Source organism: Sphingopyxis sp. C-1, from assembly GCF_001047015.1.
Classification (GTDB): domain Bacteria; phylum Pseudomonadota; class Alphaproteobacteria; order Sphingomonadales; family Sphingomonadaceae; genus Sphingopyxis.
Map to the genome: position 1 here is coordinate 142228 of NZ_BBRO01000002.1, position 25476 is coordinate 167703.

Below are 25476 nucleotides of genomic sequence, written 5' to 3' on the forward strand. Positions count from 1 at the left end.
CCATACGGGGCTCAGGTCAAAAACGCATCCAGCTCGGCAAGCAGTAGTTCGGGCGTTTCTTCCTGCGGACTGTGACCGCATGGCAGAGCGTGCCCGTGCACATCGCGCGCCTTCGAGCGCCAGCTCTCCAGGACGTGGAAGAGCGTTCCCACGGTGCCATATTCGCCCCAAAGAAGGAGCAAGGGCGCCTCGATCCGCTTCTCACTGTCGGCCGCGTCATGATCCAGATCGATACTCGCCGCGGCCCGATAATCCTCGCAGATCGCATGACGCGTCGCGGGATTGCGGTAGCAGCGACGATATTCGGCCACGACGCGCGGGTCGAGCGAGCCATCGACCTTGATCTGGCCAGCAAGATGCCGGTCGAGGAAATGATCGGGGTCCGCCGCGATCATCCGTTCGGGCAAGTCGAATGGCTGGATCAGGAAAAACCACCAGAAATAGCGTGTCGCAAACTCACGGTTCGTTTGCGCATACATCGTCGCGGTCGGAGCAATATCGAGGAGGACAAGCCGCGCGACGCGATCCGGATGGTCGAGCGCCATGCGATGCGCGACGCGCGCGCCGCGGTCGTGCGCGACGACGTCGAAGCGATGAAAGCCGAGGGCAGCCATCACCGCGACCTGATCGGCCGCCATCGCGCGCTTGGAATAGTTGAGATGGAGCGCATCGCCGGGCAATTTCTCGCTGTCGCCATAGCCGCGCAGGTCGGTCGCGACGACGGTGAAGCGCTTCGCCAGAGCCGGCGCAATCTTGAACCAGGTCAGATGCGTCTGCGGATGGCCGTGGAGCAGAAGCAGCGGCGGCCCCGATCCGCCGATCGCTGCGCGGATTCGCACGCCGTCGGCGTCGACATCTTCCCAACGAAAGCCGGGCATCAGATCGGGATAGTCCGGGTGTGCGCTCATCACTCCTGCCCTGCTATAAGCCAGGGCTTGCGCGCGAGATAGGCCTTCTCGAACGCGCGGATGCTCTCGGCATGCGTCATCGTTTCGCCGATCCGGTCGAGCCCCAGCATCAGCGCGCGCCGCACTGCGGGATCAATATCGAAGTCGGCCGCGTGACCGTTAACCTCGATCCGCTGCGCCTCTAGGTCGATCGCCATCTGCCCTGCTCCGTCTTCGAGCACCGCGGCAAGCGCCGCGACCTCCTCAACCGGCAGCGACAGCAGCAACAAGCCATTGTTTGCCGCATTGTCGGCGAAGATCGCGCCATATGACGACCCGATAATCCCCCGGATCCCATATTGCAGCATGCCCCATACGGCATGTTCGCGCGACGAACCGCAGCCGAAATTGGGACCCACGAGCAGAAAGCGCGTGCCCGCCATATCGGGGCGATTGAGGATGAAGTCACCCCGCGCCGTCCCCGCCTCGTCGAAGCGGAGATCGTGAAACAACCCGATTGACAGGCCCGACCGGTCGATGCCCTTGAGATAGGCCTTCGGCATGATCACGTCGGTATCGATATTCGCACCCGGCATCGCCGCGACCGGCCCCGAGACGCGTAGGAAGCGCTCCATCACAATGCTCCCGTCGCGGCAAGCGACCGCACGTCGACAAGCTTGCCGGTCACCGCTGCTGCTGCCACCATCGCGGGGCTCATCAGGTGCGTCCGCCCGCCGATGCCCTGCCGCCCTTCGAAATTGCGGTTGGTACTCGACGCGCAGCGCTCGCCGGGTGCAAGGCTGTCGTCGTTCATCGCGAGACACAGCGAGCAGCCCGAGCGCCGCCATTCGAACCCCGCGTCGATAAAAATGCGATCAATCCCCTCGGCCTCGGCGGCGCGGCGCACATTGCTGCTTCCCGGCGAGATCATCGCGCGGACACCGGGGGCGACCTTGCGCCCCTTCAGGATTTCGGCTGCATCGCGCAGGTCCGATAAGCGCGCATTCGTGCATGATCCGATGAAGGCTCGGTCGATCGCAATATCCTGCAACGGCGTGTTCGGCGCGAGCCCCATATAGGCGAGAGCACGGACGGCATCGGCGCGGCGCGCGGCGGGGATGTCCTCCGGATCCGGCACACTTTGCGTGATTGCGAGCGACTGGTCGGGGCTGGTGCCCCAGCTCACCATCGGCGGCACCTCGCTCGCATCAAGCGCGATCTCCTTGTTGAACCGGGCGTCGGGGTCGCTGCGCAACGAGGACCATTCGGTACGCGCCTGTGCCAGCAATTCCGCTGAGGGCGCGCGCGGACAGCTCGCGATATAATCGATCACCTTGTCGTCGGGCGCCATCAGCGCCACGCGGGCACCGCATTCGACCGCCATGTTGCAGACCGTCATGCGCGCCTCAACCCCCAGCGCCTCGATCGCCGTACCGGCGAACTCGACCGCATGGCCCGCCGCGCCGTCGGCGCCGATCCGGCGGATCACCTCCATGATCAAATCCTTCGCCGTGACCCCCGGCGCCAACCGGCCATCGACCGCCACCCGCATCGTCTTCAGTCGGCGATAGACAAGCGTCTGGGTCGCGAGCAGATGCTCGATATCCGACGTGCCGATCCCGAATCCTACGACGCCGAATGCGCCATAGGTCGTCGAATGACTGTCCCCTGCGGCGATCACCATGCCGGGAAGCACCATTCCGAGTTCAGGCATCACGACATGTTCGATACCTTGTCTCGGATCGAAAAGATCGAAGATTTCGATCCCGAAATCGCGGCCATTTTCGCTCAGATATTCGATCTGCCGCCGCGCGCCGTCGTCAAGCGCGCCGGCGCCCGGGTCGGGGTTCGTCGAATTGACATGATCGACAACGCCGAGCGATGCGGCGGGCCGCCAGGGCGTCCGCCCGGCGGCGCGAAGGCCGCTGAACGCTTGGGGGCTTGTGTATTCGTTGAGCACCGTTCTATCGATATAGAGCAATAATCGTTCGTCAGCCTCGCTAGATTCGTCGAAAGATAATATGCGATGTTCGTCGACGATCTTGTCATAGAGCGTTTTTGGCGACGACATTCTTCTACCCTTCCTGCGGTTTCGCGGGCTGGGATTACCGTCAGCGGTTCGGACGAAGCCAATGCCGGGACAGTATCAATTGATGCGACGAGTGGATTCAAATGGATATCATGTGGCTCGAGGACTTCATCAAGCTCGCGGATGAAGGCAATTTTTCCCGCGCCGCCGAAGCGCGCAACCTGACCCAACCAGCGTTCAGCCGCCGGATTCGTGCGCTTGAGGATTGGGTGGGCGCGACGCTGGTCGATCGCGACACGCACCGGATCGCGCTGACCGAAGCGGGCCAAGCGTTCCGCGTCCTCGCTGAAGAGATCATGCGGCGCCTGACACTGGGCCGCGATCATGTCCGTGAAATCGGCGGCACGCTGAGCAATGAAATCCGCTTCGCCTCAACACACGCACTGTCGACGACCTTTTTCCCCGCTTGGCTCCGCAGCCTGCACGATGGCCAGGAGGCTGGGACGATCACGCTGATCGCGGACAATATGGCCGCGTGCGAACGCTTCATGCTCGAGGGCAAAGCCGATTTCCTGCTATGCCATCATCATACGGCAGCACAGCACCGGCTCGACCCGGCAGGTTTTACCTCGCTGGCGCTGGGCGAGGATATATTGATGCCGGTGACCGCCCCGCTTGGCGACGGAGCGCCCACCCACGCCCTGCCGGGCAGCGGCGACCAGCCGCTCCCCTATCTGGAGTTCGAAGAAAAGTCGGGCATGGGCCGGATACTGCAAGCCGCGCAGGTGATTTCGGCGGGATCGGCCGCGCTCCGCACCGTCTTCCGCTCGCATATGGCGACCGCACTGCTGTCGATGGCGCGCGACGGACGCGGCGTTTGCTGGGCGCCGCTCAGCGTCGCCGCCACCGATCTTGAAAGCGGCCGCCTCGTCGCCGCGGGCGATGCACGTTGGCATGTTCCGATCGAGATCCGCATTTACAAACCGATCGCACGCAGGAGTCCTAGCGTCGAGGCCTTCTGGACGATGCTGAAAAACCGATTGAAGGCGGAAACTGCATAATCGATTTATCGGGGACCAAGGCATGTCGCGCAATTATGCTGCGCAGATGCCGCCCGCGCCGTACGAATGATTCTATGTCGAACCGGCATTGGGAACGATGTCCGCATGTCCATAGACAGGCTGGGCCCTTGCACTAACCGACGAACGGACGGCTTTGGCAGGGTTCAGGGCGGAGAAAAAATATGATCCAGGGACCGGCAACTGCAGCCGCACGCGGCAAATTCAGAATTTCCACATCGCTATTCGCGATCTCGCTTTGCGCGGGGCTTGCGGGCACCGCGAACGCGCAGGACACCGCCTCACCGGCCGACGAGCAAGCAATAGACGGGAGTAGCGACATTGTCGTGACAGGGTCGCGCATCGGCCGCCCCGTCCTCGATCTTCCGACCCCGGTCGGCGTCGTCAGTTCGGAAACACTCGACAACAACAATGCGCAGTTCGACATTGGCCGCGCGCTCGCCCAGCAGCCCGCCATCGGCTTTTCGGGCAGCATGCAGCAGAGCCAGCAAAGCGGCGCCTCGGGCTCGCGCGGCGAGAATAGCGGCGGCCTCGCGGTCGTCGATCTTCGCAACCTCGGGTCGAACCGCACGCTCACCCTCGTGAACGGCAAACGCCGTGTCGCGGGTGCCACCGACAGCGCGGCGCTCGACCTCAATTCGATCAACCCCAATTTGATCGAGCGGATCGAGATCATCACGGGCGGCGCCTCGGCCATCTATGGCTCTGACGCTGTCTCGGGCGTTGTAAACATCATCACCAAAGACGATTTCGACGGTGTTCGCCTGTCCTTCAACGGGTCGCAGCCGGCCCGCGGGTCGGAAGGTTTCACTTATGGCGGCAGCATTGTGGCGGGCAAGAATTTCGCCGAGGGCCGCGGCAACCTCACTTTGGCAGCCGATTATACGAAAGTGAAGGAGATCACCCCGCGGCAGGCCGACATGCGAAACAATGTCGCGATGATCAACCCGGCCGACACCGGTCCGAACGACGGCATTCCGGATTATATCATCGTGCCCGGCGGCGAAGCCTTCCAATATTCGGGGTACGGGGCCGTAGGGCTCCGCGGCGACACCGGCGGCCTCGGTGCGTTCGTCTTCAATGACGACGGCACGCCGCGTCCCGCACCGACACCGCTCTTCACCGATGGCAGCCTGTTCGGGAAGTTCGACAATTGCGGCCCGGCCTGTTTCCGCTTCGACGATTCGATTTCGATCGTTCCCGATATCGAGCGCTACAACCTCAACCTCAGCACGCATTTCGACTTCAGCGACAATGTGCGGGCCTATTTCGGCGCCGACTATAACAATACGTCAAGCTATGGACGGGGGCAGCCCGTGCTCCGTGCCGCACAGCCGATCAACATCGCGCAGAATGCGTTCCTGAACGAGACCTTCCGCCAGCAGTTGCTCGCGGCCGGTGCAACGACGCTGTCACTCGATCGCCTCTACACCGACGTCGGATTGCGCTATAGCCAGGTCGATCGCAACAGCCTGTCCTTCGTCGGCGGCCTGAAAGGCGAGTTCGAAACCGGCTTCTCCGATCTCCGCTACGATATCTATGGCACCTATGGCCGTACCAAGGCGAAGTTCACCGGTTACAATCGCATGCTGCTGCCCAACCTGCGCGCCGCGCTCGACGCCGTGGTCGATCCCGGTTCGGGGCAGATACGCTGCCGCATGGATGTGCCCGCGCTGCAGCCGGCCGGTTATGTCCGGCCCGCTATCGTCGGCAGCGGTCCCTGCGTGCCGTTCAATCCCTTCGGCTCGACCGCCAGCACGCAGGAAGCGCGCGACTTCGTCAGCACAACAACGGTATCGCGCGCCTTCGTGCGGCAAACCACCGCCGGCTTTTCACTCTCCGGCGATTCGAGCAAGTTCCTGACCATGCCGGGCGGCGGGTCCATCGGCATCGCGCTCGGCGCCGAATATCGCAAGGAACGCAACGGCCGCACCACCGATCCACTGATCAAGGCGGGCGTGACCAATCAAGCATCGTCGCAAGATTATTCGGGCGGCTATCATGTCACCGAATTCTTCGGCGAATTGAGCGTGCCCATTTTGACCGGCATGCCCTTTGCCGAGTTGCTGTCAGTCGAGGGCGCGGTACGCCACGCCGACTATAGTCACTCCGGCAAAGCGACGTCATGGAAGGCCGGCGCGATCTGGGAACCGGTCGACGGGCTCCGCCTCCGCGCGACGCTCAGCCGCGCCATTCGCGCCCCGAATATCTTTGAAGCCTTCCGTCCGAGCGAGGGCCAGACGACCAACGTCAACGATCCCTGTTCGCAAAACAATCTCGGCCAGAATCCCAATCGTGCCGCCAACTGCGCCGCATTGGGCCGGCCGGCGGGCTTCGTCCCGGTCAGTGGAGGGATCGGGGTCCCGTTCATTGTGTCGGGCAACCAGAATCTTCGCCCCGAAGTTTCGGACAGCTGGACTGCAGGCTTCGTCCTGACGCCGAATTTCCTGCCGGGCCTCCAGATTTCGGCCGACTGGTTCGACATCAAGATCGAGGATGCGATCAGCTTCCTCAGCCCGCAAGCGATCGCTGAAAATTGCGTCGACCGCGCGGGTGGCCCCGATCCGGACCTGTGTGCGCTAATCACCCGCGACACGACCCCGGGAGCGAACTTCTTCAGCATCATTGGCGGTCGAAGCACCTATGTGAACACGTCCAAGCTGCAAACCTCGGGGCTTGATACGCAGCTGTTTTATGCCCACCCGCTCGGCGCCGGCCGACTCTCGGCCAACCTTGCCTTCACCTATCTGCACCGTCTCCGCACCTTCACCTTCCAGGCGCGGCCGGACCTCTACACGGTGCTCGAGGGCTTCTACGGCTATCCCAAATACAAGGGTGTCGTCGGACTGACCTACAGCAACGGTCCGCTGACGCTCGGCTGGCAGGGACGCTATCAGTCGAGCCAAGCGCTGACCGACATTTCGCCCGGGATCAGCCGCGAACTCCTGTCGCCCGACCGCACGGGGTCGCGCTTTTATAACGACATCTCGGCCTCTTACACGCTGACGATGAACGGAAAGCAGGAAGCCAAATTCTCATTCGGCGTCACGAATCTCTTCAACAAAAAGCTGCCGGTGATGGAATCGGTTCAGGTCATCGATCCGTCGGGGGGCGGTTTCGACCAATTCGGTCCGGTCATCCGCGCCGGGCTCGAAGTGAACTTCTGACCCTGACCAGGCAGATGAGGCCCGCGTGACATTCGCGCGCGCGGGCCTCATGTCGTTTTCAAAGGAGAATTCACCGTGGCCGGTCAGGAAGGTGCGATCATGAGTGCCGAAATCGCACGCCCCGCGCGTCAGAGAGGTTTCCTTGGCGTCGTCGAGCGGGTCGGCAATATGCTGCCCGACCCCACGATCATCTTCCTCTACCTCATCGTCATATTGATGATCGTGTCGGCGATCGGCGCGGAGCTCGGATGGAGTGCCTCGCTACCCTATTCGGGCAAGGAGGCGCCCGCCGGTGCCGAACTCGCCGGGGGCGTCCTGACCTATCGCGCATCCAGCCTGTTCTCGGCCGAGAATATCGCGCGGCTGTTTACCGAAATGCCGCGCACCTATGCCAGCTTCACCCCGCTCGGCATCATTCTTACGATCATGATGGGCGCCGCGGTGGCTGAGCGATCAGGGCTGTTCTTCGCACTGATCCGCGGGTCGCTCCGCAGCACCCCGCGCCGCTACATGACGCCGATCATCGCCGTCGTCGGTATGGTGTCGCACCATGCCGCCGACGCCGCCTATGTCGTGCTGATCCCAATGGCAGCGGTCCTCTTCGCATCGGTCGGGCGTCACCCGCTTGCGGGAATTGCCGCCGCGCTCGCCGCTGTATCGGGAGGCTATGCCGGCAATATCATGCCGGGCCAGCTCGACGTCCTACTGTTCGGCTTCACACAGGAAGCAGCGCGCATCGTCGAGCCCGGCTGGACGATGAATCCACTCGGCAACTGGTATTTCATCCTTGGCATCGTCGTCTTTTTTACCCCGATCATCTGGTTCATCACCGACAAGGTGGTCGAACCGCGCCTCGGAACATGGAACGAGGACGTTGACGAAGAGCTTCGTGCCGATCTGGAAAAGGGCGACCTCAGCGACGACGAGCGGCGGGGCCTTCGCCGCGCCGGCATCGCCGCGCTGCTGGTCACCGCGCTGTTCGCGGCGCTTTGCCTGTGGCCTGGCTACACGCCCTTCATCGATCAGGGCGCCGAGGGCCCGATCCGCCTGCAACCGCTCTACGCCTCGATGATCGCGGCGCTATTTCTGATGTTCCTGCTGACCGGCGTCGTTTTCGGGCGCGCGGCCGGGACGGTGAAAAACTCGAACGATGTGATCGCGATGATGCGCGAGGGTGTGAAGACGATCGCGCCCTATCTCGTGTTCGTCTTTTTTGCTGCCCATTTCGTAGCGATGTTCAACTGGTCGGGCATCGGTCCGATCATCGCGATCGGTGGCGCCGAAAAATTACAGGGCATGAACCTTCCCCCGGCGCTGCTGCTCGTCTGCGTCCTGCTGCTATCCTCGATGATGGATTTGTTCATCGGATCGTCCACAGCGAAATGGAGCGTCCTGTCCTCAGTCGTCGTACCGATGTTCATGCTGCTGGGCATCAGCCCCGAAATGACGACCGCCGCCTATCGCATGGGCGACAGCTATACCAACATCATGACCCCTCTGATGAGCTATTTCCCGCTCGTCCTGGTCTTTTGCCAGCGGTGGGACAAGTCGATGGGAGTCGGATCGCTGCTCGCACTGATGCTTCCCTATGCGCTTTGCTTCATGGCTACGGGGATCATGATGGTGGTCGCGTGGGTCGTTCTCGATCTTCCGCTCGGCCCGCACGCTCAGGTCTTCTATCAGGTCGCGGCGCACGCCGTGCCCTGAGGGAGATCATGATGGAACTCACTGCGGGACATGCAACCATGTCCGATAAGCATTGGGGTCGGCAGCGCCCCGCCCTTAGCCTGACTTTGCCGCTGCGCCAGGAGGTGCGTCCCCATGTCCGTTGACCTGACATCACTCGAAGCCGACATGACCGCCTGGCGCCGGCATATCCACCGGCACCCCGAACTCGGCTTTCACGAACTGGGCACGGGCCGCTTCATCCTCGATCTGCTTGCCGAATTCGGGGTCGACGAGGTCCACACCGGGATCGGCGGCACCGGCATCGTCGCGACGATCCGCGCCGGCCGGTCGGACCGCGCAATCGGCATCCGCGCCGACATCGACGCGCTGCCGATGGCCGAACTGGCCGAGTCCGATCACAAGTCCTGCACGCCCGGCGTCATGCATGCCTGCGGCCACGACGGGCACACGACGATGCTGCTCGGCGCCGCGAAACATCTTGCCGCGACGCGCAATTTCGACGGCGCGGTCCACCTGATCTTCCAGCCCGCCGAGGAATCGCTCGGCTATCAAGGCCCCGGCGGCGATCCCGACGGCGGCGCCAGCGCGATGATCCGCGACGGATTGTTCGATCGTTTCCCGATGGAGGTTATCTTCGGCATCCACAATCGTCCCGGTATCGCCGCCGGCAAGCTCGCAGGGCGCGCGGGCGCACTCTATGCGGCTGCCGACAAGTTCGAGATCGTCGTGTCGGGCAAGGGCGGCCACGCGGCGCGGCCGCACCTCACCGTCGACCCCGTGCTGGTCGCGGCGCAGATCATCGTCGCAGTGCAGAGCATCGTTGCGCGCAGCACCGACCCGATGGACGCGGCGGTCGTGTCGATCTGCAAGGTCGAGGCGGGAACCGCCTTCAACATCATCGCCGACGAGGCGCGCATGGGCGGCACCGTTCGCACGCTGTCACGGGCGAGCCAAGACGCGACTGAACGACGGCTGCGCGAGATCGTGACCGGCGTCGCCGCTTCCTTCGGCGCAACTGCCGAATTGCATTATGAGCGCGGCTACCCCGCCCTGCACAACCCCGCAGATCTCTACGCACGCGTCCGCGACATTGCGATCGGGGTCGTCGGCGCCGACCGCTTCGTCGACCTCGAAGTGCCCGGTATGGGAGGCGAAGATTTCGCCCGCTATCTCGACGTTATTCCCGGCTGCTTCCTGCTGCTCGGTAACGGCGACGAGGGGCCGGGGTCGGTGATGCTCCACAATTCGCACTATGCCTATGACGACAGTATTTCGCCCACGGGTGCGGCGCTGTGGGTCGCATTGGCCGAGGCATTCCTGCCGAAATAGACTGTCCGGGGAGACGTTTCTGATGCGCCGTTCGACTGCCGCCTTGCTCTGGAGTTCCGCCGCATTTCTGGCCACGGCCTCGCCCGCCGCGCTGGCACAGGGGAGCGCAACGGACAAGGTCACCATCTATCGCGACAGCTTCGGTGTCCCCCATGTCGAAGGTGAGACCTCGGACGCGGTGATGTTCGGCGCGGGTTATGCGATCGCGCACGACCGCCTCGCCGCGATGGAACTCGCGCGGCACAACACACAGGGTCGCCGCGCCGAACTGGTGGGCGCCTCAGCGCTCGACACCGACAAGGTCATGCGCGGTCGCAAGCTGTCCGATACCGAATTGATGACGCGTTATCGCGCGCTTGCGCCCGAGCATCAGAAGATGATCCGCGGCATGGTCGACGGTATCAACAAGCGTATCGACGAGGTGAACGCCGACCCCGAAAATCTGACGCCGCTCGAATTCATCCGCTGGGGGATCAAACCGACCCGCTGGACGCTCACCGAATATCTGGCGCTGATAACCGCCGCGCCGCTTGGTCGCGACACCTACGAGATTCGAAATCTCGAATTTCTGAAGGCGATGACCGACCGCTATGGCGCGGACAAGGCTTGGCAAATCTTCAACGATGTCGTGCCGATCTCCGACCCCGATTCCCCGACGACGATTCCGGCGGGCGACGACCGCGCGCCTGCGCGTCCAGTGCCCACGCCGGTCCAGTCCTCCGCCCAGCTACCCAAAAGCCGCGACGTCGCCTCCGCCGCCGAGCAGACCGCACCGCCGCTCCCGGTCAAGGGCGCGAGCCGCTGTCTGGTGATCGGCCCTGAAAAATCCGCTAGCGGCAATGTCCTGATGTTGGAGGCCACCGCCGACGGCCCCGAAATCCACCTGCAGGGAGGCGGCTTCGGCAATGCAGGCTTCGGCTCGACTGGATGGGGCGTACCAACGATGGGGCGCGGTGCACAGCACGGCTGGCTGCTCGTGTCGGGAAGCAGCGAGGCCGGCACAACCTTCGCAGAAAAGCTGAACCCCAAAAACCGCTACGAATATTGGTACAAGGGCGCGTGGAAGAAGATGGTGCATCGCACCGAGACCTTCCGGATAAAGGACGGTGCGCCCGTCACCCACGATGTCGCGTGGACGATCCACGGGCCAGTGATCGCCTGGGATATCGACAATGGCACCGCCTATTCGCAGCAGATGGGCGTGCATGGCCGCGAACTCGACACATGGATCGCCTTTGCCGAGATGGGTCGCGCAAAGAGCCTCACCGAATTCAAGGAAAAGGGCGTCGACCGCCTCGGCTGGAATCTCGGCGCCTGCTATGGCGGCGAGGATGGCACGATCGCCTATTTCGAGGCGGGCGCGCTGCCGAAAAAGGCCGCCGGCGTCGACCCGCGCCTGCCCACCCCGGGCACGGGTGAATATGACTGGACCGGTTTTCTGACGCCCGCCGAAAAGCCCCAGATGATCAATCCGCGGCAGCAATATTTCATGTCTTGGAACAGCAAGGCGACGGGTTGGTCACAGGAAGGCGACAACGCCCGCATCGGTGCGACCTTCCGCACATGGCTCGGTGACCGGCTCGCGAAGAACGGCCAGTCGCTGACCCTGCTCGACATGCGCGAATTCAACGGCAAGATCTTCAACGCGCTTGGCGCGGTCGATCGCAATCAGGCCGCGCCCGACTTTTTTGCGCCGTATATCCGTAAAGCGATCGAGACGATCGACGATCCCGAAGTCAAGCGTGCGGGCGAATATATGCTGAGCTTCGATGGCCTGTATCGCGACAGCGACAGCGACCAGCGCTACGACAATCCCGGCCTTACCCTTTATCGCACCTGGCTGCAGGTCGCGCCGCGGATGATCTTCGGCGACGATATGGGCGACTGGTGGCACAAGATCGATGCCGACCGTTATCTGACCTACCAGTCGAGCCTGCTGCTCCGCGCCTTTCAGGGCGATGCCGCAGGGGCGCCATTGGCGATCGACTATTTCGCCGGCCGCGACCGGACCGCGGCGATGATCGACACGATCAAGGCGACGTTAGCCGAGGTCAAGGCACGTTTCCCCGGCAAGGATATGGCCGAATGGAAACAACCGATCTTCTGGAAATATTTCGACGCCTCACTCGAAACACCTGACCGCCCTCAAATGGCCGAGGATTATCCGGAGCATCGCCTGTCGGCGGTCCTCCGCCTCGGCCCGACGATGGCGCCGCACAATGGCGGCGAAAGCTGGGTCGGGCTGATGGAGATCGCCCGCGACCGGCGTGCGCTCTATTCGGTGGTCGATGCAGGCGGACAGAATCTGTTCGTTGATCCCAAGAGCAACGGCAATCCGAACCTCGCCGACCAGACGATGATGCACGAGACCAATGAGCTCAAAAAAATCGACCTCGCGCCCGAACAGTTTCGCAAGAATGCGGTATCGAGCATGACGATCGAGTATCGGCCGACAGGCCGCTAGAACGGCGGCGAACCGGCATGGTAGCGACCGGCAAAACCGCAGGCACGGATCCGGTTTCCCCCGACACGATCGGCAGCTACTGGCTCGCGACCTGCTATGACGATCTGACCCCGCGCGCGCCGCTCGCGGGCGATGAGACCGTCGATGTCGCGATATTGGGCGGCGGATTTTCGGGGTTGTGGACCGCATGGTTCCTGCTGCAGGCCGACCCTACGCTTTCGATCGCAATCGTCGAACGGCAGTTCTGCGGCTTCGGCGCGTCGGGGCGTAACGGCGGCTGGTGCTCGCCGCGCCTTCCGATCAACCCCGCAGCCCTCACCCGTCGCTTCGGCGCCGAGACCGCGCGCACTATGCTGCTGGCGCAGCAGGCGATGGTCGACGAGGTCGGCCGCATCTGCGAGCAGGAAGACATCGACGCGCATTTCAATCCTGTTGGCGTCATCACCCTCGCCCGCAGCGCAAAGCAAATGCCCTCTCTCCAGAGATCGTACGACGCCTATGCAGCGCTTGGCATGACCGATGTCTGCGAACTGCTCGACGCCGACAGGGCGCATGAGGCGGTCCACGCAACCGGGGTTCATGGCGCACTCCGCCTCCGTGTCGGCGGCACGATCCACCCCGGCCGACTGGTGCGCGGGCTCGCGCGGGCGCTCGAAGGGCGCGGCGTGCGCATCTACGAGGGGACCGAAGTGCTGCAGACCAGCGCGGGAATACAACCGGCGCTGATCACCACCGGCGGCACGATCCGCGCACGGCGCGCGGTCCTGCTTGCCGGTGAGGCGTTTCTGACCGGCCTACCCGACTATCGCCGCCGTCTGATTCCGATGGCCTCGACGATCATGCTGACCGCACCGCTGACGGCGGACCAATGGGATCAGGTCGGATGGGCCGGCGGCGAGTGCCTCAGCTCCTATGTCAACACGACCAATTATCTGACGCGCACCGCTGACGGGCGTATCCTGTTCGGCAGCCGCGGCGCGCCCTATCGCTACGGCTCCGACATGAGCGAGACCGCGCTTAGCGAAAATGCCAATTTCGGCTGGATTCGCGACCGGCTGCTCGAATGGTGGCCGTCACTTGAAGGTGTCGAGTTCACACACCAATGGGCGGGCTATCTCGGCGTTCCGCGCGACTGGCTTCCGACGGTGCATTTCGACAGCAACCGTCGGATCGGTCACGCCTATGGCTATACCGGACACGGCGTCATTACGAGCGCGATCTCGGCCCGCGCGCTCGCCGCGCTGGTCACAGGAGCTGCGCCCTATCCACACGCGCCCTATCTGCGTCAGCAGGCACCGAACTGGGAGGTCGAACCGCTGCGCTGGGCGGGCATCCGCTATGTCCAGAATGCCTTCCTGCGGATGGACCTTGCCGAGACCGCCGGAAAGGCGCCGCCATTCGACGCTCCACTCGCGACCTTTTTGGGCGAGCCTTAGGCGGGGACTATTTCCCCGCCGTGACCCCGCCACCGGTCGCCTTGAACGCCTGCTCCAATCCCGGGACGAACGCCGCCCCTGCCTTCAGCTCCACCCGCGACCCGGCAAGGTCGTCACCATAAGGCTCGGCCGGCCCGCCGAGACATTTCGACAGGAAATGCTCGGCGATCGCGGCGAAGGAGATGTTGGTCTCATCCTTCGCATAGACATGGCCTTCGTCGGGGTAGAAGGCATAGGTCACGGGTTTGCCGCGCGCCTTCATCGCATCGACGATTTCCTGCGACTGGTCGGGAAAGATGCGCGGATCGTTCGCGCCGTTCGTGACAAGCAGCGGCTTGGTGATCGCATCGACCCGCGCGATCGGCGAGCGCCGCATCAGGTCGTCGGCGCCTTCCTTCGTCGTCGGATCGCCGACCCGGTTGACGAATTGCGGACGCTGCCAGGCCCACCAATCGGGCATCAAGGCGACCTGCTTTACCAGATTGCTCGGACCCGCAAGATCGACACCGCACTGGAATGTGTCGGGGGTAAAGCTCAACGAAACAAGCGTCGAATAGCCCCCGTAAGAAAGCCCCATTACCGCGACGCGATCCTTTGCCGTCACGCCCTTGTCGATCGCCCACTGCACCCCGTCGAGCAGGTCGTCGTGCATCGTTTCGGACCATTTACGGTCGCCCTTCGACATAAAATCGCTGCCGAAGCCGCCCGATGCACGGAAGTTGACCGACAGCACCGCATAGCCGCGGTCGGCCAGCCAGGCGTGCTGCGCGTCAAAGGCCAGATCGTCGCGCAACCAGGGCCCGCCATGGACGAGCAGGACGAGCGGAACCGGGGTCGCCGGCATGCCGTTCGCCCCCAATTTCGTACCGGTTGGCAGCGTCAGATAGCTCGGCAGGCTAAGGCCGTCGCGCGACGCGATGGTGACCGGCAAGCGGCGCGCCAACGTTCGCTGCTCCAGATCGGGCCGCGTCGACAGCAACGGCGCGAGCCTACGGTCCTTGCGGTTCCACCAGCTATAGCGGTCGGGGCGGTTGGGCACCGTCTCGAGCAGCAGCCATCGCGCATTGTCGGGGGTTTGCCCGGCAATCTTGAACGGCCCGGCAACGGCAGCCTCGAGCGCAGCAAACTCGGCGCGCGCGGCGTCCGAGCGCACCGTCCACTCGCTCACCAGCGGGTCTTCGCGCGTCGCGATCAGCGCCCCGCTCTCCTCGTCGAGCAAAGGCTCGACGATATCGGCGCGCACAGCGGCGGCGATCAGCGTCTTCTTGCCCGTCGTCAGATCGACCGTGACGAGGTTCGCCTTGTCACCGTCGCGGCTGTCGAGCATCGCGATCTGGCCCCTCGCATCGACGCCGAAGACCTTGGAATTGCGCAGCGAGGCGAGCGGAATCGTCATGAACTCGCTGGGGCCAGCCGGGTCGAGCCGGAAATAGGTCGACGATCCGTCGACATTGCCGCGAACCCCCAAGCGGATGTTGAAATCGGGGTCGGCGACGACGTCGATATAATTCGCGGCGTTGCGGTACACCTCGGTCCGCTGGCCGGTCGCAAGGTCGATGCGATAGATATCGCGGTAACGCCGGTCGCGAATGTTCATGCCGACGAGTATCTCGCCCGGGCGCTGTTTCGACACCTTGACTATCTTGGTCTGCACCGCGGGATCGTCGGTCGCGTTGATGACGGTCCGCTTCTCGGGATCGGCGATCCAGAGCTGATGATGCTCCTCGCCCCCGACGTCCTTCTGGACCAGGATGAAACGCCCGTCGGCGCTCCACTGGAATGCGTCGGGCGGGCGGTTGTCAAAGCGGGTGACGGGCTTCGCCGCAACCGGATCGTCGATCGGCGCCACCCACACATTAAGAACGCCGTTCAGGGGGTGGAGAAAGGCGAGTTGCTTTCCGTCGGGGCTGATCTGCAATTCCGAATAGGTTGGCGAGCGGAAGAGCAGGTCGCGCGGCACCAGTGTCGATGGCCCTTCCACAGTGGGCTTTGCCGACGCGGCTGGCGATGCTCCAGGGACCATCGCCGCGCAGATGGCGGCGGCCGTCCATGCGACGACACGCGCATTGCAGCGCGGCAGCGGCCGGCGCAGGATGTTCGAACCCATCTTATCTCACTCCCTGAAATCGCCCTCGTCCACCGACCATTTTCAGACCTCGGGAAGACGGGGCATTTCCCTCGACCAGCACAGACTGCCAATCGCCGCACGCCGGGGCCAATGCAGAATATGGATCAAACCATGCATGACGGGAAGGCTGGGCGATCGCCCGCGATCGGTTACAAGGGTCGGTGGATCGGAGGGATTTGCGCGATGGAAATGGCTTGGCTTGAGGATTTCGGCGCGCTGATCCGCGCGGGCAATTTCTCGCGCGCCGCGGCTGCGCGCTGTGTGACACAGCCCGCGTTCAGCCGCCGTATCCGCTCGCTCGAGGATTGGCTGGGGGTCGAACTCGTCGATCGCAGCACGCACCAGATGATCCTGACCCCCGCGGGCAAACGCTTCGCCGCGATCGCCGAAACCGTCTTGCGCGACATCGAACATGGTCGGCGCGAGGTGCAGGAGATCGCCGGAACCTCGGCCTCGACGGTCAAGATTCTCGTCACCCACGCGCTTGCGCTGAACTTCTTCCCCCAGTGGCTCGCCCAGCTTCAGGCCATGATGGACGCCGCAATCCCGATCCAGCTTAATGCCGACAATATGAGCGCATCCGAACAGATCATGCTCAACGGCAAGGCGCATTTCTGCCTCTGCTATTTCCACGCCGGCGCCCCGTCGGTTCTCGACGGCGCCGGCTTCCAATCGATTTCGCTTGGCACCGACGCCCTGGTCCCAGTCAGCGCCCCCCGCGAAGAAGGCACGGCGCCGCTCCATCCGCTGGTCGGCGAAGGGGGCGGTCCGGTCAGCCTGCTCGCTTATGGCGCGGAATCGGGCATGGACCGCATCGTGTCTGCGGTGCTGGGCGCCAGCGCAACGCCGACCAGTTTCACGCCGGTCTTTACCTCGCACACGCTGGTGCTCGCGCGCATGGCAAAGGATGGCAAGGGGTTGGCCTGGCTTCCGCTCAGCATCGTCGCCGACGATCTTGCAAAGGGCGCGCTGGTCCGCGCCGGGGACGATCGCTGGGACATCGCCGTCGATGTGCGCCTCTATCGGCCGCGCGGCCGGCAATCGCCCTCTGCCGAGACGTTCTGGCGGCTGGCGGCGGCATAGGAGCGCCGCCATGGCCGGCGCGCCAAGATGCTTACGCTGCGGCATAATTCCATCCACAACAGGCATTGGCCGACGCCGTCATATCCCTGTTAGTCGCGGTTCGACACAAGGGCGCCGCCCGGATCCGGGTGCCCGGTTCCCGGCCGGCGAAACGGGATTCGGAACTCAGCCTATGAAACAGATCGCCCCTATCGAAGCCGTCGTCTTCGACCTTCTGACGGCCCTGCTCGATTCCTGGTCGCTCTGGAACGGCGCTGCGGGATCAGCCGCAGACGGGCTGCGCTGGCGTCGGGCCTATCTGGCACTGACCTATGGCTGCGGCGCCTATCGCCCCTATGAGGATCTAGTGCGTGAAGCCGCGATCGAGGCCGGGATCGCGCCTTCCGCCGCCGACGCGCTGACGGCGCACTGGAACACGCTCCAGCCCTGGCCCGAAGTTCCCCGCGTGCTCGGGGCGCTCAGCGCGCGCGGCATCCGGCTCGGCGTCGTCACTAACTGTTCGACCCTGCTGGGGCGGCAGGCGGCCGGTCGTGTCGGCGTCCCCTTCTCGGTTGTCGTTACCTCCGAGGAGACGGGCTATTACAAGCCGCATCCGCAACCGTATCGTGCGGCGCTCGAGCGGCTGGGCGCCGATCCTGCGCGCACCTTGTTCGTCGCGGGGTCGCCCGCCGACATTCCAGGCGCTGCGGGGGTCGGCATGCCCGTTTTCTGGCACAACCGGGCGGGCCTGCCGTTCGTCGCCGATACCGCGCGGCCCCTTTTGATCGCGGATACGCTCGATCCGCTGATGGAGCTGGTATGATAAAACAAGCGGAGATGTTCGAGGGGTTGGATACGCCCCGGCTTATCCTCGATGCCGCGCGGCTAAACCGCAACGCCGAACGGATGCGCGCGCGCTGCGCGGACCTCGGCGTCATACTCCGCCCGCACCTCAAAACCGCCAAGTCGACCGACGTCGCGCGCATGGCGGCCGATGGCGAACAGGGGCCGATTACCGTCTCGACGCTGGCCGAGGCCGAATATTTCGCAGCCGCTGGCTGGCGCGACATCCTCTATTCGACCGCGATCGCGCCTGCGAAACTCGCCCGCGCCGACCGCATCCAGCGCGAAACGGGCGCACGACTGCTGTTCGTTGTCGACGACCGCAAAGCCGCCGCGCTGATCGGACAGGCTGCGGCCGCGCTCGACGCGCGCTTCGGCATTTTGATCGAGGTCGACTGCGGCGAGCATCGCAGCGGCGTCGAGCCCGCATCGGCAGCGCTTCTCACGATCGCCGAGGCCATCGCCGCCTCCGCGCCAAATCTCGAGTTGATGGGCATCATGTCGCACGCGGGTCATTCCTATGCCTTCGCCGAGCCCGAACCCGTCAGCGCGCTGGCCGAGGTCGAACGTCTCGCCGCGGTATCGTCGGCCGACTATCTGCGCGACCGCGGCCATCCCTGCCCCATCGTCAGCATCGGTTCGACGCCGACAGTCCTGTTCGCTGAACATCTGGCGGGCGTGACCGAGGTGCGCGCCGGAATCTATCTGTTCCACGATCTGGCCCAGCTCTCGCGCGGCGTGTGCACGCCAGACGACATCGCCGTCTCGGTTCTCGCAACGGTGATCGGGCATCAGCACAACGGACCCAGCCTGATCCTTGACGCGGGCGCGCTCGCGCTGTCGAAGGATATCGGCGCCAATCGCTTCATGCCCGAAGCCGGCTATGGCCTCGTCTGCGACGCCGTGACGCTCGAACAGCTCGGATCACTTGCGGTCACCGTCGTGCATCAGGAACATGGCAGCGTAACGGTCCCCGACGAAAGCTGGTTCGATCGCCTGCCCATCGGCAGCCTCGTTCGCATCCTTCCAAACCACGCCTGCCTGACCTGCGCCGCTTATGCGTCCTACGATGTCCTGCAGGGCGGCGAGATAGTCGCGCAATGGCCGCGCACCGGCGGCTGGTGACACAATCCGGAGATAGAAGATGACCAAAAAGCTGACCGAAATACGCTGCGCCGATGCCCCGCCACCGGGCGGGCACTACGCGCAGGCCGTCCTCCACCGCGATACGCTCCATGTGTCGGGGCAACTCGGCGTGACGGGAGACACCCCCGACGCCGACACCGTCCCGATCGCCGATCAGGTGGCCTTCGCGCTCGGCAATATCGAAGCGATCGCCGGCGTCGTCGGCGCGGCGAAAGAGGATGTCATCCGCTGTACTCTTTACGTGACCGACGTCGCGCATTGGGGCGAGGTCAACGGCGCCTACGCCAACTTCTTCGGCACCCATCGCCCAGCCCGCTCGATCGTCCCCAGCGGCCCACTTCACTTCGGCGCTCTGGTCGAGATCGAGGCGGTGGTCGCAGTGGGCTGACTACAGTTTTCCTGATATATCGTTCATATCAATCATGACATCTCCCTCGGTGACATAGCGAACATGAAGGGCAGAGGATGGCCGTTTTCGAGCCATCTGCTCGCAGCCGCCGAGCAACAATGCGGGGCATGTTCGATCGCGGCCGGCCGGGATCGCGGTTACCCGACATACAATCCTATCCGGTCCGGACCAAAGCCCTGCAAAGCGCGAGATGGACAGCATCCCCTGCAAATCGCTGATTTAGAATAACGAATGCAGGCGCAACGCGCGAGCGACGCACATGTCCGTTCAAGGCGGATGACGGCCAACCCGCCCATTTCACCGCAAATGCTCCAATCCGGACACGGCTGCGCGGGACTTTTGTGGAAAGGACACTTAGCATGTCATCAACAGACATATCTCGGAAATTGAACTGCAATGACATACAGTCATTTGCAGTATTTAGTGATTCAACACTGATTTGATGACAATATATCCCGAGTTGACACAAATATATTGTTAACATGTCTTCTATACATTTTGCGCATCAGGAAGATCTTGTTCCGGATTCTTACTCTGGAATAAATCAGCAGGGGATGCGCCCGATGAATAACGCCTATAAATCCGCTCTGACTGCAGGCACTATGATTGCGGCTGCGGTTCTCGCTCCTTCCGCTCACGCCGATATTACGGGCACTATCAACGCAACGATCACGCTCGAAGCCGGCTGCATCATCAATGGGCAGAATCTCGACGACGGCGCGAGCGGTGCCGACTTCGGCACCGTCGACTTCGGCACCGAGAACACCCTCTTTGTGCAGAGCGACGCCGAGGTGCTTAACGGCGGCGGTGCGCTTTCGATCCAGTGCAGCCCCGGCATCGCGCCCATCCTCTCGTTCGAAGCCGGCGAGAATGATGGCGAAGGCGCCGGCACGGGCCTGCGGGCCATGGCCCATTCCTCGACCGCCGGACAGTTTGTGACCTATAACCTTTATTCGGATTCGAGCCGCACGACGCTCATTCCAATCGGCGGCGACATTGTTCTAGCCTCTACCGGCGCGGCGCAGACCATCAATATCTACGGCCGCGCCTTTGGCGAAGCCGGATTGGTCGCCGGAACCTACAGCGACACAATCACCGTCGTTCTCGAACTTTAGGACACGAACCCTCAGCCCGGCGCTAAGACTGGCATGGCCCTACCCATGACGGACTCTCTGGAACAAATGCGCCGGGCGCTGGCCGCCCTCCTCGTTTTGGTCGCGAGCGGGGGCGGCCTCTCTTTTCCGGCGCAGGCCGAAACAAACGCCGATTTCGATGTTACCGCGCGGATCGAACCCGGCTGCCTCATTGATGGCCTTGCACCCGGCGTCAATGCCGGCGCTATCGGGACGCTTGACTTCGGGGAAGACTCCAGCCTTTCGACCGCGACCCATAATGCGACGACGACAGCATCGCAGGCCATCCGCCTGCGATGCACCCCTGGCGTCAGCCTGATGATGAGCATCGACGGCGGCACCCACCTCGCCTCGGGTGCTCGCCACCTCCAACGCGGTGGAGATATCGGCTCACGGGTAGCCTACCGCCTCTGTCGCGATGCCGGGTGCACACAACCGATCCCGATAGCCGGCACCAGCGGCGTCACCGTCACGGCGGCGAACGCGAACGATGTCCGCTTGCCCGTTTATGCAACCCTTACGCTCCCCGGGAACAGAATTCCAGGTGTCTACGCTGACCAGCTGACGGTCACGCTCTCATGGTGAATCGGACCGTATGCATGCGCAACATCTATCTTTCGCTCGCGCTTCTAGTCGCTGCGCTCCTTCTCCTCATTATTTCGCCTTCAGCGGGAGCGCAGCAGCCAGGCTCGGTCCTCATCTGGCCGGTCAATCCCACGATCGAAGCCGACAAGAAGGCGGCCGCGCTATGGCTGGAAAATCCCGGCAAGACCCCGATAACGCTCCAAATCCGTATCTACGCGTGGGAACAGGCCGACGGCAAGAATGTCTATGCCCCTCAGGAAGCGGTCGTCGGTACACCGCCGATCGTGACCATCGCTCCCGGCACAAAGCAACTCGTCCGACTGACCCGTATGGAAGCAGCCCGTTCCAGTCCCGAAACGCCTTACCGCGTCATCGTCGATGAAGTGCCGGCACAGGCGGGATCTGACGCTGCGCCTGGCGCCGCAATCTCTTTTCGCATGCGTTACTCGATCCCGCTTTTCGTCATGGGCCCGGCTATGGGCAAGAACGTCCCCGCGCTGGAGCCGAGGCTCGCCTGGCGCGTCGTCACCGAGGACGGCGAGCGTTTTGTCGAGATCCAGAACGACGGGACGGTGCATGCGCGGCTCACCGAGGCCGTCATCGACGGCCGCACCCCGCTCGCCGAAGGGCTGCTCGGTTATGTGCTCGCCGGCCGCACGATGCGCTGGCCGCTTGCTGCCGGCGATGCGGCCCATGCCCTTAGCGCCTCGGTGAACGGCCTCGCCGCCGCTCCGCTCAAACGAACGCCGGACTGATGCCATGGCCGGACGCCGTGCGATACGATCGCTGAGCTGTATCGCCGGGGCGGTTGCCATGACCGGAATCGCCTGCCCCTCACGCGCGACCGAAGGTCTGAACAATTTCGGCGACCTCCCGCCGCCGCCGAAGAGCGCGGGGGCGGCCCTCGACCAGCGCCTCCTTCTCGAGATCGTCGTCAACGAACGGCGCAGTGGCATCGTTGCGCCGGTGTTGCTCGCCGGAAATCGCATTCGCATCGAACTCGCCTATCTCCGCAATGCCGGGCTCCAGCTCGGCGCGCAGACCACAAGCGTCTTTGTCGACGAACTCCCTGGCATGAAAGCGACCTATGACGCTCCGTCGCAGCAATTGTGGCTGACTGCCGGGCCCGATTATTTTCCTTCCCAGCGTGTCGGTACATCCCGGCGCAAATTCGAACCCGCATCCTATGATATGGGAGCGTTGCTCAACTATGACGCCTATGTAAGCGGCGGCGGCGATCGCAAGCCGCAAGTCTCTCTCTGGCACGAGGCGCGCGTTTTCGGCGGCGCCGGAGTCATTTCCACCACCGGTGTCTTGCGCAGCGGTGCCGGCAAATCCTACGTCCGCTACGACACAAGCTGGCGCCGGTCCGACGAGGCAACCGCGGTTACATTCGAAGCCGGCGACGTCATCACCCGCACCTTGCCCTGGGCCTCGGCGGTCCGGTTGGGCGGAATCCAGGTTTCGCGGGACTTCGCGGTCCGCCCCGACATTGTCACCTATCCACTGCCTGCCTTTGCAGGTCGCGCGGCGCTTCCCTCGACAGTCGACCTTATCGTGGGCGGGCAGCGTGTCGGCGGCGGCACTGTCGACCCCGGACCGTTCGCAATCGAGAATCTGCCCCCGATCACCGGCGCTGGCGAAGCCAACATAGTCGTTACCGACCTGCATGGTCGCAGCATCTCTACCGCAATGCCCTTCTACGTATCGAGCGCGCTGCTCCGCCCGGGGCTTACCGACTTCGCGGTCGCATTGGGTGCTTTTCGCGAAAATTACGGCGTCAGGAATTTCGACTATGGCGGCGTTGCTGCCTCGGCATCGCTTCGCCATGGACTTTCTGAAGCGATCACACTCGAAGTGCGAGCCGAAATCGCCAACGACATGCAGTTAGCAGGCGGCGGCGCCGTCGTCCGCCTCGGCGCGGGCGGAGTGGTAAGCGGCTCATACAGCCGCAGCTTTCGCGGCGATACTGATGGCGGCAACGGCTCGCAATGGACTCTCGGCTACGAATATCAGGCCCGCAGCTTTTCGGTTGCGCTTCGCCACAGCCGCGAGAGCGCCGGATATGCCGACCTCGGGTTCATAGATCGAATCCGCGCGCGCGGCGCCCGCGAGATCAGCTCCGCAACGGTCAGCCTTTCGCTTGGGCCGGGCGGTACGGTCGGGCTCGGCTATTTCGCGATCCGCGAAGACGGCGGCTCCGACACGCGCCTTGCCAATGCATCGCTCTCGCTCCCGATCTGGCGCGGCAGCCGGATCAACGCCAGCGCTTCGCATGAATTCGAGGACCGGAGTTGGTCCGGCGCGCTCACCCTATCGATTCCACTCGGCGGCAACCGCGGCAATGTCGCGGGCGGGATCGCCGGTCTGCCCGGCGGCGGGTACGGTTGGCGGACCGACTATTCGCGCGCCGTCCCGAGCGAGGGAGGATGGGGCTGGAGCGCGAGCGCTGCGGGCCAGGGCGGCGACCTGGCCCTGCGCGGCGATATCGCCTGGCGTACCGATCCGATCCTGCTGCGTGGCGGCGTCTATGGCAGCGGCGACGCGACGTGGTGGGCGGGCGCAAGCGGCTCGATCGTCTTTATGGACGACAGTGTTTTTGCTGCCAATCGTGTCTCGGACGCCTTCGTCGTCGTCAGTACCGACGGCGAGGCCGGCATCCCGGTCCGGTACGAGAATCAACTCGTGGGCCACACTAATGCCGACGGCAAGCTTCTGATCCCCTGGGGCGCTGCCTATTATGCTGGCCAATATGAGATCGACACGCTCGGCCTCGACGCCAACGTCACGACGCCGGTCGTCAGCCAGCGCGTTGCGGTGGCACGCGGCAGCGGGCATGTCGTCCGCTTTCCAGTCAAGCGGACACGCTCCGCACGGCTCGTCGTCCGCGAAGAGAGCGGCGCCTTCCTTCCTGCCGGGACGGTTGCCCAAATCGGGGGCAGCCCGGCCATCGTCGGCTGGGACGGACTGCTATTCATCGAAAATCTCGACGAGGGCGCAGCCGCCGCGATTGAGATTGGCGGCCGCCGTTGCCACCTCGACCTCACGCTGCCCGCAACACCCCCGGAAGAGGACGGAACCATCATCGATATTGGGGAGCGAACATGCGTGCTGCACTGATCAAAACGGCCCTCGCTGTCTTCCTGGCTTGCCTGCCGGGAAGCGCCTTTGCCTGCACCGTCGCTGGCGCCACTACCGATCTCGGCAGCCACAGCAGCTATGTCGCCGCCGCGAGCCCCCGAACCGGCAGCGGCTCCGCAGGTCTCAGCTGTGACGTGCTTCTCGCGGTTCTGGCAGCACATTACGTCGCGCTCCGGGTCGATGCCTCAACCTTCCAGCTCTCGGGCCCCGGCGGCAGCAGCATAAGCTACCAGGCGTCGCTGACCCCGAACGGCACCGCGCTGGCCGCGGGCAATTTCGTCAACCTGTCGTCGCTGAGCATTCTCAGCCTGTTCGCCGGAACCAACAACAGCGTGCCGATTTACATCCGCACCATTCCGACGTCGGGACTGCGCGCCGGAACCTACACCGGTTATATCGATCTGCGCTGGTATTATTCGGTATGCTCACTCGGGGTTGCGGTCTGCCTCGCGCAGTCGACCAGCCCGGGCTTCAACCGCCCGCTAATCGGCCCGATCGACTGGGGAACGGGTACGCCGGTTCGCATCGCGATCGAGCTTCGGATCGCGAATGACTGCATCATTCAGGCGCCCGACGCCGACTTTGGCGTCGCTCCGCTCGCCGGCAGTTTCAATCCGGTCACGCGCACGATTCAGATACGCTGCAGTGCCGGCGCTGCCTATTCGGTTGGCCTCGACAATGGCAGCCATGCACTCGGCTCGGTACGCCGGATGCAAGGCGGCGGCGGTTATCTCGCGTACGAAATCTACAAATCGGCGACTTCGCCCGATCGCTGGGGCAGGATCGGCGCCGAGCGGCGCGCGAGCTCGACGGCCGACGTCAACGCGGGCGTTTATGATTCGACAACGGTTCAGAGCTTCACCTACCGCGCGGCGATAAATCCCGCGCAACCGACACCGTCCGCTGGCGATTACAGCGACACCATCCTGCTCGACGTCGAATTCTGACC

The 25476-nt window shown here is 63.8% G+C and carries 19 protein-coding genes; 15 read left to right on the forward strand and 4 right to left on the reverse strand.

Annotated features, from left to right (window positions below; translation table 11 throughout):
- Nucleotides 1-11: 11 nt before the first annotated feature.
- The 3 genes from SC1_RS15390 to leuC are packed head-to-tail and all read right to left on the reverse strand — an operon-like array spanning nucleotide 12 to nucleotide 2958.
- Nucleotides 12-908: an alpha/beta fold hydrolase gene (locus tag SC1_RS15390; RefSeq protein WP_062184600.1), complete on the reverse strand. Its 897-nt coding sequence runs from the start codon at nucleotides 906-908 to the stop codon at nucleotides 12-14.
- A complete protein-coding gene (leuD, locus tag SC1_RS15395; protein WP_202966819.1) occupies nucleotides 908-1522 on the reverse strand; it encodes a 3-isopropylmalate dehydratase small subunit in 615 nt (204 codons plus the stop codon). Before leuD ends, SC1_RS15390 begins: the two co-directional genes overlap by 1 nt.
- On the reverse strand, nucleotides 1522-2958 hold the full coding sequence (gene leuC, locus SC1_RS15400; protein WP_062184603.1) for a 3-isopropylmalate dehydratase large subunit: 1437 nt from the start codon (nucleotides 2956-2958) through the stop codon (nucleotides 1522-1524). The genes leuD and leuC overlap by 1 nt, the downstream gene beginning before the upstream one ends.
- A gap of 101 nt (nucleotides 2959-3059) precedes the next feature.
- Between leuC and SC1_RS15405 the strand changes: the two genes are divergently transcribed.
- From SC1_RS15405 to SC1_RS15430, 6 genes are all read left to right on the forward strand, one after another.
- The gene (locus SC1_RS15405) at nucleotides 3060-3977 is read left to right on the forward strand and encodes a LysR family transcriptional regulator (protein ID WP_062184606.1); all 918 of its coding nucleotides are present in this window, start codon (nucleotides 3060-3062) and stop codon (nucleotides 3975-3977) included.
- Nucleotides 3978-4159: 182 nt separating this feature from the next.
- The gene (locus SC1_RS15410) at nucleotides 4160-7162 is read left to right on the forward strand and encodes a TonB-dependent receptor domain-containing protein (RefSeq protein WP_062184609.1); all 3003 of its coding nucleotides are present in this window, start codon (nucleotides 4160-4162) and stop codon (nucleotides 7160-7162) included.
- 75 nt (nucleotides 7163-7237) lie between these two features.
- Nucleotides 7238-8869 (forward strand): AbgT family transporter, encoded by a 1632-nt coding sequence (locus tag SC1_RS15415; RefSeq protein WP_238586741.1) that lies wholly within the window; start codon nucleotides 7238-7240, stop codon nucleotides 8867-8869.
- Nucleotides 8870-8983: 114 nt separating this feature from the next.
- Nucleotides 8984-10180, forward strand: a complete 1197-nt coding sequence (locus SC1_RS15420; protein WP_062184612.1) for a M20 aminoacylase family protein — start codon at nucleotides 8984-8986, stop codon at nucleotides 10178-10180.
- Nucleotides 10181-10202: 22 nt separating this feature from the next.
- A complete protein-coding gene (locus SC1_RS15425) occupies nucleotides 10203-12644 on the forward strand; it encodes a penicillin acylase family protein (protein WP_062184615.1) in 2442 nt (813 codons plus the stop codon).
- Between the two features lie 17 nt (nucleotides 12645-12661).
- Nucleotides 12662-14080, forward strand: a complete 1419-nt coding sequence (locus tag SC1_RS15430; protein WP_062184619.1) for an FAD-binding oxidoreductase — start codon at nucleotides 12662-12664, stop codon at nucleotides 14078-14080.
- Between the two features lie 7 nt (nucleotides 14081-14087).
- Here the strand turns inward: SC1_RS15430 and SC1_RS15435 are convergent, their stop codons facing one another.
- Complete coding sequence (locus SC1_RS15435; protein WP_062184622.1) at nucleotides 14088-16187, reverse strand: alpha/beta fold hydrolase; 2100 nt, start codon at nucleotides 16185-16187, stop codon at nucleotides 14088-14090.
- 204 nt (nucleotides 16188-16391) lie between these two features.
- Between SC1_RS15435 and SC1_RS15440 the strand changes: the two genes are divergently transcribed.
- From SC1_RS15440 to SC1_RS15480, 9 genes are all read left to right on the forward strand, one after another.
- The gene (locus SC1_RS15440; protein WP_062186801.1) at nucleotides 16392-17291 is read left to right on the forward strand and encodes a LysR family transcriptional regulator; all 900 of its coding nucleotides are present in this window, start codon (nucleotides 16392-16394) and stop codon (nucleotides 17289-17291) included.
- A 172-nt stretch (nucleotides 17292-17463) separates the two neighbouring features.
- Nucleotides 17464-18093 (forward strand): HAD family hydrolase, encoded by a 630-nt coding sequence (locus SC1_RS15445; RefSeq protein ID WP_062184625.1) that lies wholly within the window; start codon nucleotides 17464-17466, stop codon nucleotides 18091-18093.
- Nucleotides 18090-19238, forward strand: a complete 1149-nt coding sequence (locus SC1_RS15450; protein ID WP_062184627.1) for an alanine racemase — start codon at nucleotides 18090-18092, stop codon at nucleotides 19236-19238. The genes SC1_RS15445 and SC1_RS15450 overlap by 4 nt, the downstream gene beginning before the upstream one ends.
- A 19-nt stretch (nucleotides 19239-19257) precedes the next feature.
- On the forward strand, nucleotides 19258-19647 hold the full coding sequence (locus SC1_RS15455; RefSeq protein WP_062184630.1) for a RidA family protein: 390 nt from the start codon (nucleotides 19258-19260) through the stop codon (nucleotides 19645-19647).
- Between the two features lie 584 nt (nucleotides 19648-20231).
- Complete coding sequence (locus SC1_RS15460; protein ID WP_062186803.1) at nucleotides 20232-20783, forward strand: spore coat U domain-containing protein; 552 nt, start codon at nucleotides 20232-20234, stop codon at nucleotides 20781-20783.
- 45 nt (nucleotides 20784-20828) lie between these two features.
- Nucleotides 20829-21386: a spore coat U domain-containing protein gene (locus SC1_RS15465; protein WP_193749202.1), complete on the forward strand. Its 558-nt coding sequence runs from the start codon at nucleotides 20829-20831 to the stop codon at nucleotides 21384-21386.
- 14 nt (nucleotides 21387-21400) lie between these two features.
- Nucleotides 21401-22141 carry a molecular chaperone gene (locus SC1_RS15470; RefSeq protein ID WP_062184635.1) on the forward strand — a complete coding sequence of 247 codons (741 nt, stop codon included), beginning with the start codon at nucleotides 21401-21403 and terminating at the stop codon, nucleotides 22139-22141.
- A 58-nt stretch (nucleotides 22142-22199) separates the two neighbouring features.
- Nucleotides 22200-24506 (forward strand): fimbria/pilus outer membrane usher protein, encoded by a 2307-nt coding sequence (locus SC1_RS15475; protein ID WP_062184638.1) that lies wholly within the window; start codon nucleotides 22200-22202, stop codon nucleotides 24504-24506.
- Entirely contained in the window at nucleotides 24491-25474 is a 984-nt protein-coding gene (locus SC1_RS15480; protein WP_062184641.1) for a spore coat U domain-containing protein, read from the forward strand. The genes SC1_RS15475 and SC1_RS15480 overlap by 16 nt, the downstream gene beginning before the upstream one ends.
- Nucleotides 25475-25476 lie beyond the last annotated feature (2 nt).

Bases quoted from the DNA above. Each gene is read 5' to 3' on its own strand.
- SC1_RS15450 (WP_062184627.1), top strand. From the start codon at position 18,090: ATGATAAAACAAGCGGAGATGTTCGAGGGGTTGGATACGCCCCGGCTT.
- SC1_RS15425 (WP_062184615.1), top strand. From the start codon at position 10,203: ATGCGCCGTTCGACTGCCGCCTTGCTCTGGAGTTCCGCCGCATTTCTG.
- SC1_RS15405 (WP_062184606.1), top strand. From the start codon at position 3,060: ATGGATATCATGTGGCTCGAGGACTTCATCAAGCTCGCGGATGAAGGC.
- SC1_RS15430 (WP_062184619.1), top strand. From the start codon at position 12,662: ATGGTAGCGACCGGCAAAACCGCAGGCACGGATCCGGTTTCCCCCGAC.
- SC1_RS15440 (WP_062186801.1), top strand. From the start codon at position 16,392: ATGGAAATGGCTTGGCTTGAGGATTTCGGCGCGCTGATCCGCGCGGGC.
- SC1_RS15460 (WP_062186803.1), top strand. From the start codon at position 20,232: ATGAATAACGCCTATAAATCCGCTCTGACTGCAGGCACTATGATTGCG.
- leuC (WP_062184603.1), bottom strand. From the start codon at position 2,958: ATGTCGTCGCCAAAAACGCTCTATGACAAGATCGTCGACGAACATCGC.
- SC1_RS15480 (WP_062184641.1), top strand. From the start codon at position 24,491: ATGCGTGCTGCACTGATCAAAACGGCCCTCGCTGTCTTCCTGGCTTGC.
- leuD (WP_202966819.1), bottom strand. From the start codon at position 1,522: ATGGAGCGCTTCCTACGCGTCTCGGGGCCGGTCGCGGCGATGCCGGGT.
- SC1_RS15465 (WP_193749202.1), top strand. From the start codon at position 20,829: ATGACGGACTCTCTGGAACAAATGCGCCGGGCGCTGGCCGCCCTCCTC.
- SC1_RS15410 (WP_062184609.1), top strand. From the start codon at position 4,160: ATGATCCAGGGACCGGCAACTGCAGCCGCACGCGGCAAATTCAGAATT.
- SC1_RS15445 (WP_062184625.1), top strand. From the start codon at position 17,464: ATGAAACAGATCGCCCCTATCGAAGCCGTCGTCTTCGACCTTCTGACG.
- SC1_RS15390 (WP_062184600.1), bottom strand. From the start codon at position 908: ATGAGCGCACACCCGGACTATCCCGATCTGATGCCCGGCTTTCGTTGG.
- SC1_RS15475 (WP_062184638.1), top strand. From the start codon at position 22,200: ATGACCGGAATCGCCTGCCCCTCACGCGCGACCGAAGGTCTGAACAAT.
- SC1_RS15435 (WP_062184622.1), bottom strand. From the start codon at position 16,187: ATGGGTTCGAACATCCTGCGCCGGCCGCTGCCGCGCTGCAATGCGCGT.
- SC1_RS15470 (WP_062184635.1), top strand. From the start codon at position 21,401: ATGCGCAACATCTATCTTTCGCTCGCGCTTCTAGTCGCTGCGCTCCTT.
- SC1_RS15420 (WP_062184612.1), top strand. From the start codon at position 8,984: ATGTCCGTTGACCTGACATCACTCGAAGCCGACATGACCGCCTGGCGC.
- SC1_RS15455 (WP_062184630.1), top strand. From the start codon at position 19,258: ATGACCAAAAAGCTGACCGAAATACGCTGCGCCGATGCCCCGCCACCG.